Consider the following 13,217-nt stretch of genomic DNA (forward strand, 5'->3'; position numbering starts at 1 on the left):
GGCATTATTTTATTTTCCAGTAATCAAATAGAGTCTCTGTTTAAATCAACTCTGCCATCAGGATATTCAACTCTTGAAGGTTCTTTGCCAGGTGGGATAATAATTTTAGGCATTTTGGTTTCGTCTAATTTAGGCTTATAGGTAATTTTCCATTCAGCACCTGGAGTTAACCCTAATCTAAAGGGACGCATTCCTACTTCACCCTGTAGGAATATTCTTTTGGGGAATCTATTAACCATTTCCAATACAGGGTAAATAACCGGACTATAATCTATAGTATTCAATGCTGCCGTTTCGCTTAGATTTGTCTGGGTTGCATCGTTGATAAATGCAGTTAAACCAATGCCCCCAGTTCCTGCTTCTTGAGTAGCATCTTTCATCAAATGGCGGACATCGGTATAACCTACAGTAACAAAGGCTCGGTCAATTTTCCATTTACACCGGCCTCCTCCATTAAAAGGTAACTTTGCCTGAAAATAACCGGTTTGTGGATTGACCTTTACATCCAGATTCAATCCATTATAAGTTGGTACTTTAAAAGGCGACATATTGGAATCCAGACGATATTTAAGGCAGTCTTTTGATATATACACAGCGGACACATATGGTTTTGTATACTTCGGCGCCACACCTTCTACGGTTATCCACTGATTCTCTTTAGGAGGAGAAAGCGGCTCATGGGAGTCAGCGCAACCCGATATTAAAATCACTGATAAGACCGATAAGTATTGTTTAATATTTATCATGATAAGTTTTCCTCAATTCCTACAGCATTATCTATATAGCGTGTTAAGGCTAAAAGTCCTTTTTGATCCTGTTGAGTGCAAATCAACGCTTGCTTTAAGTGATGGTCCATCTGTAAAAATAGTGCATCGCGCTGCCGAATACATGCAACAATATCGGGCCTCTCATTCAGCGTTTTTTCAAATAACTGCTCCTGATCTCGGAAAAAATGGTATTTGCCCGGTGCGATTAGCTCTGCCAATCGCGCACCAATATAACGGGCGTATTTTAATGAACTGTGATCAGGGAAACCCAAAGCATCTTTTAAAGTTGGGTTTTCGCTCAGCGGAAACCATTTGGCCTTATCTGCATCGCTTATCTGTTTAAAAAATCCTTTTTGAATTTCACTCGCGTCCTTTAGATTATTTTCGGTTTCACGGTTTAGCGACGGAATTAAATACAGTTTTGTTTTAGTGGGTAAGGTGGTTCTGAGCCGTATATAGTTGCTTGGATTACGTTCTTCCAGCCATTCAATAACCAGATTGATTTTACAAAAGTGCACTATTTTTCCGTGATGCAGGAAAACTTCACCACTTTTGGTAAAATCCAACAATTCAACAGGGCTGAATAGATAGCCTAGCGGCCCCCAACAATTATATAGCCAGTTATCCAAATTTTTTTCCGGTGGTAAAGAAGGGATCGGGTCATCTTCATTCACATGACGGTAATGAATGATATCCACCAATTCCCGTATCGCATTAAAGGTTAATACCCTAGGCATCCCGTAGCTATAGAAGCAAGGATTATGGTCTTTTAATTGTGCGCTATGCAGTAATGCTAACGCTCCTCCTAGACTGTGACCACAAACAAATAATTTTCTTTTTTTAGCCAAATCCAACACATCACTAAATACTGCTATATTCTTATCGCTGGGAACTCTTAGTTTTGCAACTAGACTGAATGCTTCCCAAAACCCTTTATGTACTTTGCCGCTGTGAATGAACCCGCTACATAGGGCTTTTTCATCGCAATCTACCCTCAAAGGTTGATATGTAGCATCAGTCAGAACATCCTCTGTACTGGCTGTACCCCGCCAACTGACAATCACATCATTTTTACTGGCTACATAAAACAACTGGGTATTACCCTGCCTATTATCTCCTGATTTTGAATTAATAAATTCTACTCGCGTATAACATTCACTAAACGGCACATCGTAAACGACAGGTGTTGCCGACAATTCTTCCACTTTATAGGGCAATCTTGAAACATCCACCATTTGCCGGTTAAAAAAGTGTTTCACAGAGCCTACTACATTGACATCCCCATCGGCATAGGCCAGTACGCTCATCAAACACTGGTTATAGGCATTAACAATGGAATATTCCTTCTGATGATGCAGTTGCAAAACCCAGGCTCGAAAAGGACATATTTCTAGCACATACCGGCGATTTAACGGATGAACCTGATAGCCTTTTGGTTCCGGGTCTGGGAAATGATAGGGAGGTGGAATTTTTTTGGGATCATTCCAATCATCCAGCACTGGCAACCCATCACTAATCTGCCCGATAGTCACATAGCGATATTGATGGCCTTCGGTTTCTGCTTTTGGTTTCACCACTGAAAATTCTTCTCCCCGTTTTTCCCGTAACGGACGCTGCTCCATTTCGTCGGCCAGTGGTTGGGCGCCGATATACAAAGTTACCGGATGAGGCAACAGATCCTCTTCTCTGAGCACACCGAAACCGTCGGTTGTCCCCTGGCGTACATAACCTGGGGTTCCGCGACTGATCAGGCGATAAGGCATGTTGACCAGCGGCTTTCCCTGTTCATCCACCAACTGAAATTCCACCCAGTTTTTCAGAAACCGTTTACAATCAAAGCATAAGCGTGGATCTGATATACCCATTAGTTTTACTCCCTTCTTTTAACGTTATTTCCCCGCCCGGCTATCAATCACCTTCATCAGCATAAATATCCTGTCGGGAATAGCCGTGATTGATTGCGTCACTAAAGAAACAAGATAGTAAAAATCCTATTACCACAGATAAGAAACACCGTTTATGCCGTGAGTAATAGCGAGTTGAACAACAGGAAGACGAAATGTATTCCCATCGATTAATCCCTTTGAATAAGGGAACAGGAGTTGAGATTTCCCTCATATTATCCAATATGATGGAACTTAAGTTATGATTATTAAATCATCATCAAATAGCAAGAAAAAATTTCATTTTCTTAATTTACAAAAAGTAGATTTTGTAAGGAAGTGTTACAAATTCAATAAAAGATTAAGTTATTGTAAATATAATGAAGAATGCAACCCCATTCCCAAAAGAATCAGTCCACGATATATAAAAAAACTGGCCTTTACTGATTTTCCACATCCAGCTTTAATCAAAAACCAATTGCAAATTTTGCGGCTGCTTTTTTTGCAACAGCTATTTGAAGAAAACAGTGACATAGTGATTATCCTCATCTTCCCATAGAACGGAATCATTCTTTTATTGTATCAATGGTACAGAGATCACACGGATGTTTCATTTACCTTATGATTTAAAAGGAATAAACATGAACGCATACGTGAATAAAGAGATACCTGATGTATTACAAAGCCAATGTGGTATTAATTGTCTGACCGATATTTGCCACTATTCTTTTAATGAATTCCGCCAGCAAGTCTCTGATCATCTCTCTTGGTCAGAGACCAACCGTTTATATTGTGATGCACAACAGGAACAAAAAGAGAATCAATTATATGAAGCACGTATTCTCAAACGCGCTAACCCACAGTTACAAAATGCAGTGCACCTCGGTATTACCCTCCCTCATGCTGAATTGAGAAGCTACAATAATGAATTCGGTAGCCGAGCCAGCCAATATGTGGCGCCGGGTTCGGTTTCCTCTATGTTCTCCCCCGCCGCTTATTTAACTGAACTCTATCGTGAAGCACGTAATTTACATGCCAGCGACTCCGTTTATCATCTGGATGAACGCCGACCAGATCTCCAATCAATGGAGCTCAATCAGCAAAATATGGACACCGAGCTTTCCACGCTTTCTCTGTCTAATGAAATTTTGTTGAAAGGAATTAAAGCTAATAAGTCTAATCTGGACAGCGATACTAAAGTGATGGAAATGTTATCCACTTTCCGTCCTTCCGGCACAATACCTTATCATGATGCTTACGAAAATGTGCGTAAAGCTATCCAATTACAAGATCCTAAACTTGAGCAATTTCAGAAATCACCCGCTGTTGCCGGATTAATGCATCAAGCTTCACTGCTAGGAATTAATAACTCTATCTCACCAGAGCTGCTTAATATTCTGACAGAAGAGATTACCGAGGCTAATGCAGATGAAATTTATAAAAAGAACTTTGGCGATATTGACCCTACCTGGCTGGCAATGCCAGAATATCTGAAAAGTTATTATAATTTTAGTGATGAAGAGCTCAGCCAATTTATTCACAAATATCCAAATAATGAACTGAATGCTCAGAAAATACATTTACTAAAAATCAATAAAATTATTTTATTATCACGAGCTGTAAACTTGCCGATTTTAAAAATAGATGAAATTGTTCCAGAACAGAACATTACTCCAACAATATTAGGAAAAATATTTCTAGTTAAATACTATATGCAGAAATACAACATTGATACTGAAAATTCCTTAATACTATGTAACGCACCTATTTCACAATATTCCTATACCCAATGGATTTCAAGATGCATCGCGGCGGCAAGGGAACGAATCCCCGGGAGCATAGATAACTATGTGACCGGGGTGAGAGAGTGCAGCCAACAAAGAAGCAACTTGAAAGATGACGGGTATAATAAACGTTATAGTACTTGGGCTGGCATTTCACAATTAATTTACTATCCCGAAAATTATATCGATCCGACGATGCGTATCGGACAAACGAAAATGATGGATACACTATTGCAATCCGTCAGCCAAAGCCAATTAAATGCCGATACGGTAGAAGATGCATTTAAATCTTACCTGACCTCGTTTGAACAAGTCGCTAATTTGGAAGTCATTAGTGCTTATCATGATAACGTTAATAATGACCAAGGGCTGACCTATTTTATCGGGCACAGTAAAACAGAAGTTAATCAATATTACTGGCGCAGCGTCGATCACAGTAAATTCAATGACGGTAAATTCTCCGCCAATGCCTGGAGTGAATGGAATAAAATTGATTGCGCAATTAATCCCTACCAAAGCACCATCCGCCCAGTTATCTATAAATCCCGCTTATATCTGATTTGGCTGGAACAAAAGGAAACAGCTAAACAAGATAAGGATAATAAAGTCATTACTGACTATCACTATGAATTAAAATTGGCTCATATTCGTTATGATGGTACCTGGAATGTGCCAATCACTTTTGATGTAAATGAAAAAATACTCGCTTTAGAACTGACAAAATCTCAAGCTCCTGGACTCTATTGCGCAGGTTATCAAGGGGAAGATACCTTGTTAGTAATGTTTTATAGCAAAAAAGAGAAATTGGATGATTATAAAACTGCGCCAATGCAAGGATTATATATTTTCTCCGATATGTCTTCCAAAGATATGACCAATGAACAATGTAACTCTTATCGAAATAACGGTTATACACATTTCGATACTAATAGCATCATAAGAATAAATAACCGCTATGCAGAGGATTATGAAATCCCTTCATTGATGAATCATAGCAACAGCCATGATTGGGGAAAATATAATCTTAGCCAAGTATATGGCGGAAGTATAGTTATCAATTACACAGTTGCATCAAGTGATTTAAAAATCAATATTTCACCAAAATTAAGAATAATCCATGATGGAAAAGAAGGTCGAGAGCGCATTCAGTGTAATCTAATAAAGAAATATGGCAAATTGGGTGATAAATTCATTATTTATACAAATATAAATAAAAACCCAAATCACTCTAAAAATGAAAAGCTTATCTATCCCGTTTATCAATACCGCAATAATGAAAAAGGACGTCTGCTATTTTATAGGAGCAATACAACTGGTACTGTAAGGGCTTGGTTCCCAACAACTAAAGAAGAAATAACCACAACTACGAGTAGTAACCAAGATTGTATTATCGATAAGATTAATAATACAGATCTATTTAAATCATATTTCTATACCCGTCATCTTTCAAGTTGCCTCTTTGTTGGCTGCACTCGCTCACCCCGGTCACATAGTTATCTATGCTCCCGGGGATTCACTCCCTTGCCGTCGCGATGCATCTTGAAATCCATAGGGTATATATGGAAGATAAAGAAGGCCAGATTGCCACCGATATTAGTGGACCAGTAGATATCAACACTGCAATCTCTTCTGAAAAAGTTCAAGTCACAATCAATGCTGGCAAAAAATACTCTCTTACGGCGAATAAGGATGTCTCCGCTCAACCATCACCTAGCTTTGAAGAAATGTGTTACCAATTTAATACTCTCGAAATAGATGGCTCTAATCTGAATTTTACTAACAATTCAGCCAGTATTGATGTCACTTTTACCGCACTGGCAGATGATGAACGCAAACTGGGCTATGAAACTTTCAATATCCCGGTTACCCGAAAGGTTAAAACCGATAACGCACTCACTCTTTTTCATAATGAAAACGGTGCTCAATATATGCAATGGGGAGCCTATCGTATTCGTCTGAATACCCTATTTACTCGCCAATTAGTTGAACGTGCTACTACGGGTATTGATACAATTCTCAGTATGGAAACTCAAAATATTCAGGAACCACAATTAGGTAAAGGTTTTTATGCTACGTTCGTGATGCCTCCCTATAACTCATCAACTCATGGTGATGAACGTTGGTTTAAGCTTTATATCAAACATGTTGCTGATGATAATTCACATATTATCTATTCAGGCCAGTTAAAAGATACAAGTGTAAGCACCACGCTATTTATTCCTCTTGATGATGTTCCATTGCATCAAGATTTCCACGTCAAGGTCTATATGACCTTTAAACAATCTCAATCAGATGGTACCTGGTGGGGTCCTCACTTTGTTAGAGATGATAAAGGAATAGTAACAATAAACCCTAAATCCATTTTGACCCATTTTAAGAGCGTCAATGTCCTGAATAATGTTAAGAGCGAACCAATGGATTTCAGCGGCGCTAACAGTCTCTATTTCTGGGAACTGTTCTACTATACCCCGATGCTGGTTGCTCAACGTTTGCTACATGAACAAAACTTTGATGAAGCTAACCGTTGGCTGAAATATGTCTGGAGCCCATCCGGTTATATTATTCGTGGTCAAATTAAAAACTATCGCTGGAATGTGCGCCCGTTATTGGAAAACACCAGTTGGAACAGTGATCCTTTGGATTCCGTCGATCCTGACGCGGTGGCACAGCACGATCCAATGCACTATAAAGTAGCCACCTTTATGCGCACTCTCGATCTGTTGATGGCTCGTGGCGATCACGCCTATCGCCAACTGGAGCGGGATACGCTGAATGAGGCCAAAATGTGGTATATGCAAGCGCTGCACCTATTAGGTGAGAAACCCTATCTGCCGCTGAGTTCCGCATGGAATGATCCACGTCTGGACAATGCCGCAAGTACTACCACACAAAAAGCATATTCCTACGCAATAACCACCCTACGGCAAGGCACGCAAATACCATCATTATCATTGCGCTCCGCTAATACCCTGACCGATCTTTTCCTGCCACAAATCAACGACGTTATGCTGAGCTACTGGAACAAACTGGAACTGCGCCTGTATAACTTGCGTCATAATCTCTCCATCGATGGTCAACCGCTCTATCTGCCGATGTATGCCACACCGGCCGAGCCGAAAGCGTTACTCAGCGCTGCCGTTGCTACGTCTCAAGGCGGCGGCTCGCTTCCACAGCCATTTATGTCACTGTGGCGCTTCCCGCATATGCTAGAAAATGCCCGTAGCATGGTCACTCAACTCACACAGTTCGGTTCCACGTTGCAAAATATTATTGAACGCCAAGATGCTGAGGCCCTAAATGCTCTGCTGCAAAATCAAGCCAAGGAGCTGATATTAACGACGCTAAGCATTCAGGACAAAACCATCGAAGAAATAGATGCTGAAAAAACCGTGCTGGAAAAATCCAAAGCCGGGGCACAATCGCGCTTTAACAACTACAGCAAGTTATACGATGAAGATGTCAACGCCGGTGAACGTCAAGCTCTGGATATGCGAATAGCTTCCCAAAGTATTACCGCCGGATTGAAAGGCTTGCATATGGCTGCCGCCGCACTGGAGATGGTACCCAACATCTACGGCTTTGCGGTCGGGGGAACGCGCTTTGGGGCAATTGCCAATGCCATTGCTATTGGCGGCGGGATCGCCGCAGACGGTCTATTAATTGAAGCGGAGAAAGTCTCTCAATCTGAAATATGGCGCCGTCGCCGTCAAGAGTGGGAAATCCAGCGTAATAATGCCGAAGCAGAGATGAAACAAATCGATGCTCAACTTAAATCGCTAACGGTACGCCGCGAAGCAGCGGTATTACAAAAAACCAGCCTGAAAACCCAACAGGAACAAACTCAAGTTCAACTGGCTTTCCTGCAACGAAAATTCAGCAATCAAGCGCTGTACAACTGGTTACGTGGTCGGTTAGCTGCCATTTACTTCCAATTTCACGATTTAGTCGTCGCCCGTTGTCTGATGGCAGAACAAGCTTACCGTTGGGAAACCAATGATACCTCTGCACGCTTTATTAAACCGGGAGCCTGGCAAGGAACCTATGCCGGTCTGCTTGCCGGAGAAACCTTAATGTTGAATCTGGCCCAAATGGAAGATGCGCACCTGAAACAAGAACAACGTGCGCTGGAAGTGGAACGCACGGTTTCTCTGGCGCAGGTGTACCAATCCTTAGAGGGAAAAAGCTTTACATTGAAAGATAAAATTGAAGCGTTGCTACAAGAAGATAAAGAGACTTCCGTCGGTAATGACAGTAATCAATTGAAATTAACCAACAATACGCTATCCGCGACGCTAACCCTGCAAGACCTGAAACTCAAAGATGATTACCCGGAAGAGATGCAGTTAGGCAAAACACGCCGCATTAAACAAATTAGTGTCTCCTTACCGTCACTATTGGGACCCTATCAAGATGTTCAAGCGGTTCTGTCTTATGGTGGTGACGCCACCGGCTTAGCTAAAGGTTGTAAAGCCTTGGCGGTCTCCCACGGCCTGAATGACAATGGTCAATTCCAACTCGATTTCAACGATGGCAAATTCCTGCCGTTTGAAGGAATCGATATTAATGACAAGGGAACATTAACGCTAAGTTTCCCCAATGCCACCAGTAAACAAAAAACCATATTACAGATGCTGACCGACATTATTCTGCACATTCGTTACACTATTCTCGAATAGCCATCACCTGCCACAGGCCCTAATCAGGGCCTGTTATTAAAAATCATCTTACATGCCACTGTTATTTCAATTACCTGAATAGAAAAATTATCCCTATTATATAGCAGGATTGAATTTAACATTAGTTCACTGTAATGCAGACAAAATAACAATTGCACAAATTATTCAACATAACAAAGGAAGTAAATGACGATGAAAAACATTGACCCTAAACTTTATCACCATACGCCGACCGTCAGTGTTCACGATAACCGTGGACTCGCTATCCGTAATATTAGTTTTCACCGCGCTACCGCAGAAGCAAATACCGATCCGCGTATTACTCGCCATCAATATAATGCCGGCGGATATTTGAACCAAAGCATTGATCCTCGCCTGTATGATGCTAAGCAGACTAACAACGCCGTACAACCGAATTTTATCTGGCAGCATAATTTGACCGGCAATATCCTGCGAACAGAGAGCGTCGATGCTGGCCGAACAATTACCCTCAACGATATTGAAGGTCGCCCGGTATTGACCATCAGCGCAACCGGTGTCCGCCAAAATCACCTTTATGAAGATAACACCCTACCCGGTCGCCTACTCGCAATCACCGAACAAGCACAGACAGAAGAGAAAACAACCGAGCGTCTTATCTGGGCCGGCAATACGCCGCAGGAAAAAGAGTACAACCTTGTTGGTCAGCGTGTCCGCCATTACGATACCGCAGGGCTCACTCAACTCAACAGCCTTGCCCTGACCGGCACCGTTTTATCACAATCTCAACAACTGCTCGTCGATAACCAAGATGCCGACTGGACAGGTGAAGACCAGAACCTCTGGCAGCAAAAACTGAGTAGTGATGTTTATACCACCCAAAATAAAACCGATGCCACCGGGGCTTTACTTACCCAGACCGATGCTAAAGGCAACATTCAGCGGCAAGCCTATGATGTGGCCGGTCAGCTAAAAGGGAGCTGGCTAACATTAAAAGGTCAGGCCGAACAAGTAATTATCAAATCGCTGACCTACTCCGCCGCCGGACAAAAATTACGCGAAGAGCACGGTAACGGCATTATTACCGAATACAACTATGAACCGGAAACTCAGCGGCTTATCGGCATTACCACTCACCGTCCATCAGACGCCAAGGTGTTGCAAGACCTACGCTATCAATATGACCCGGTAGGCAATGTGATCAATATCCGTAACGATGCGGAAGCCACCCGCTTTTGGCGCAATCAAAAAGTCATCCCGGAGAATAGCTATACCTATGATTCCCTGTATCAGCTTATCAGTGCCACCGGATGTGAAATGGCCAATATAGGTCAGCCAAATAACCCACTACCCTCCCCTGCGCTACCTGCTGATAACAACACCTACACTAACTACACCCGCACCTATAGTTATGACCGTGGCGGCAATTTGATGGAAATTCAGCATAGTTCACCTGCCACGCAAAATAACTACACGACGAATATAACGGTTTCTAATTACAGCAACCGTGCCGTATTAAGCACACTGACCGAAGATCCAACCCAAGTTGATGCCTTATTTGATGCGGGAGGCCATCAAACCAACTTATTATCCGGTCAAGTTCTAATATGGACACCGCGAGGCGAATTGAAACAAGTCAACAGTAGCGCAGGAAATGAGTGGTATCGCTACGATAGCAACGGCACACGACAGCTAAAAGTGAATGAACAACAAACTCAGAATATCGCGCAACAGCAAAGAGTCACTTATCTGCCGGGGCTAGAACTACGCACAACCCAACATGGCAGTACTACCACGGAATATTTGCAAGTTATCACACTCGGTAAAGCTGGTCGTGCGCAAGTCCGGGTATTACATTGGGAGAGCGGAAAACCCGAAGATATCAACAACAATCAACTTCGTTACAGCTACGATAATCTTATCGGTTCCAGCCAACTTGAATTAGATAGCGAAGGACAAATTATCAGTGAGGAAGAATATTATCCATTTGGCGGTACAGCACTGTGGGCAGCAAGGAATCAAACCGAAGCCAGCTATAAAACCATTCGTTATTCAGGTAAAGAGCGGGATGCTACCGGGCTGTATTATTACGGCTACCGTTATTACCAACCGTGGGCGGGCAGATGGTTAAGTGCAGACCCGGCCGGAACCATTGATGGACTGAATTTATATCGCATGGTGAGAAATAACCCGGTGACGCAATTTGATGTTCAGGGATTATCTCCAGCCAACAGAACAGAAGAAGCGATAATAAAACAGGGTTCCTTTACAGGAATGGAAGAAGCCGTTTATAAAAAAATGGCGAAACCTCAAACTTTCAAACGCCAAAGAGCTATCGCTACCCAAACAGAGCAAGAAGCCCATCAATTATTGGCCAACAATCCCGGTGTAGATACTAGCCCAATTAAAGATTACACCACGGATAGCTCGCAAATTAATACTGCAATAAGAGAAAACCGTATTACATCGATAGTGAAAGATTTAGATTCCTCATTATCTGCCCTGCAAGATAGACAAATGCGGGTAACTTATCGAGTGATGACCTATATAGATAATTCCAAGCCCTCCCCTTGGCACTCTCCACAGGAAGGAAATAGCATCAACGTTGGTGATATCGTTTCAGATAATGCTTATTTATCAACATCGGCCCATCGTGGTTTTCTGAATTTTGTGCATAAAAAAGAAACCAGTGAAACTCGATATGTCAAAATGGCATTTTTAACCAATGCAGGTGTCAATGTGGCAGCAAAATCTAAGTATAATAACGAAAGTGCGGAGAAAGTATTTAAAATGGATTTAGATGATTCTAGGAAAAGCTTTGTTGAAAAATTGAAAATAAGAGCCAATGGACCAGAAGCGGGGCAAGCAGAAATACTATTCCCCAGAGAAACACCGTTCGAAGTTGTTTCAATGAGACATCAAGGTAGAGATACCTATGTATTATTACAAGATATTAAACCATCAGCGATTACTCATAGGAATGTACGTGATACTTATACCGGCAGCTTTAGATCATCCAGTACAAATTAAATTGATAAAATAGTAATTAATAAACGATCCCCTGAACTTTAATTCAGGGGATTTCACAACCAATCATTAAAATTTCAAGAAAGTTTCATTCAATCACGATAATATTTCATTAATCCAGACAAATGGTTTAATTAATGCAATGATAAATATCTCAGATCAATCCTAGACAATTAAATCGGAAATCAATAAATTCAATGGTTCTTTATATTTGTGTCTAAGAGTATAAGCACAATATTTCACTGATGGTGTTGGATACGATTTAAAATTCAAAAAGGTAATACCTTTATGAAGATCAGCAGAACAGATCGCTTCATTAGGTGTCATTAAACTTATCGCGATACCTGATCTCACTAAATCCAACCGATTAGAGAAATCAGGAACAGTTAGCAAAGTTAAATTTTGGTACTCAGGTAGACCATTCAGTGGAATAAAGCCGTCACATTGTTTCAAGAAAGCGCTATTATGCTGAGCCAAAGGCAATGTGGATATAATATCATCAGCATGACTTTCCGATCCCAAAATATCATTAGCGATAGCAAGACGCAGCACCTGATAAGTTCCATCTATTCTTATAATATTATCGTTATCAGGATAATGTTCAGTCGTCACATAGACGGTTATATCTTCTTTCATTAAAGAAGAAAATATTGCCTCTTTTCTTGCTGAATCATCAACCAGAAAATTGTTTTTTATGTAAATATCACGATAATGATAACGTTGCACCGCTCTTTTTATCACTGCCGAAATTTTATTAATATATTCTCCACTGGTCCCAATAATAAGTTTGCCGGCGTTCGTTAATCTCTCGCTTCTCCGATAATGCCAGTTATCCTCAACACGCTGCATCCTCTCATAGCACGGCAATAGCTCCTGATATAAGGCCATCCCTTCCTCAGTCAGTTTAGTCCTTCCCGGTAATCTTTCAAATAATTGGCAACCTACACGTTGTTCCAGTTGATATATGATCCTACTTAAGGGAGAGGGAGTAATACAAAGCGTATCCGCTGCTAAAGTGAATGACTCTCTTTTCGCTGACTCCATAAAATACTTCAAGTTCTTTGAACAAAATAGCATCATATATCCTTCTTATTTTAACTA

The 13,217-nt window shown here is 41.3% G+C and carries 5 protein-coding genes and 1 pseudogene; 3 read left to right on the top strand and 3 right to left on the bottom strand.

Going from position 1 to position 13,217, the window contains the following annotated elements:
• Positions 1 to 4: 4 nt before the first annotated feature.
• Both AAC155_RS10770 and AAC155_RS10775 read right to left on the bottom strand, forming a co-directional pair.
• A pseudogene (locus tag AAC155_RS10770) lies at positions 5 to 746 on the bottom strand (hypothetical protein).
• Entirely contained in the window at positions 743 to 2,632 is a 1,890-nt protein-coding gene (locus AAC155_RS10775; protein ID WP_113042133.1) for a lipase family protein, read from the bottom strand. The pseudogene AAC155_RS10770 and the gene AAC155_RS10775 overlap by 4 nt, the downstream one beginning before the upstream one ends.
• Positions 2,633 to 3,291: 659 nt before the next feature.
• Between AAC155_RS10775 and AAC155_RS10780 the strand changes: the two genes are divergently transcribed.
• The 3 genes from AAC155_RS10780 to AAC155_RS10790 all read left to right on the top strand — a co-directional run bounded on the left by AAC155_RS10780 (position 3,292) and on the right by AAC155_RS10790 (position 12,119).
• Entirely contained in the window at positions 3,292 to 6,042 is a 2,751-nt protein-coding gene (locus AAC155_RS10780) for a neuraminidase-like domain-containing protein (protein ID WP_229015593.1), read from the top strand.
• Positions 5,994 to 9,110 carry a Tc toxin subunit A-related protein gene (locus AAC155_RS10785; protein ID WP_392392111.1) on the top strand — a complete coding sequence of 1,039 codons (3,117 nt, stop codon included), beginning with the start codon at positions 5,994 to 5,996 and terminating at the stop codon, positions 9,108 to 9,110. Before AAC155_RS10780 ends, AAC155_RS10785 begins: the two co-directional genes overlap by 49 nt.
• Before the next feature lie 192 nt (positions 9,111 to 9,302).
• A complete protein-coding gene (locus AAC155_RS10790; RefSeq protein WP_113042151.1) occupies positions 9,303 to 12,119 on the top strand; it encodes an RHS repeat-associated core domain-containing protein in 2,817 nt (938 codons plus the stop codon).
• Positions 12,120 to 12,281: 162 nt separating this feature from the next.
• Here the strand turns inward: AAC155_RS10790 and AAC155_RS10795 are convergent, their stop codons facing one another.
• Positions 12,282 to 13,196 carry a LysR family transcriptional regulator gene (locus AAC155_RS10795; RefSeq protein WP_113042135.1) on the bottom strand — a complete coding sequence of 305 codons (915 nt, stop codon included), beginning with the start codon at positions 13,194 to 13,196 and terminating at the stop codon, positions 12,282 to 12,284.
• Positions 13,197 to 13,217 lie beyond the last annotated feature (21 nt).

Source organism: Photorhabdus sp. HUG-39, assembly GCF_963878365.1.
In the GTDB taxonomy this organism is placed as follows: Bacteria; Pseudomonadota; Gammaproteobacteria; order Enterobacterales; family Enterobacteriaceae; genus Photorhabdus; species Photorhabdus kayaii.

Excerpts from the sequence above, each read along its gene's own strand:
- AAC155_RS10795 (WP_113042135.1), bottom strand. The coding sequence starts at position 13,196 with ATGATGCTATTTTGTTCAAAGAACTTGAAGTATTTTATGGAGTCAGCG.
- AAC155_RS10775 (WP_113042133.1), bottom strand. The coding sequence starts at position 2,632 with ATGGGTATATCAGATCCACGCTTATGCTTTGATTGTAAACGGTTTCTG.
- AAC155_RS10790 (WP_113042151.1), top strand. The coding sequence starts at position 9,303 with ATGAAAAACATTGACCCTAAACTTTATCACCATACGCCGACCGTCAGT.
- AAC155_RS10780 (WP_229015593.1), top strand. The coding sequence starts at position 3,292 with ATGAACGCATACGTGAATAAAGAGATACCTGATGTATTACAAAGCCAA.
- AAC155_RS10785 (WP_392392111.1), top strand. The coding sequence starts at position 5,994 with ATGGAAGATAAAGAAGGCCAGATTGCCACCGATATTAGTGGACCAGTA.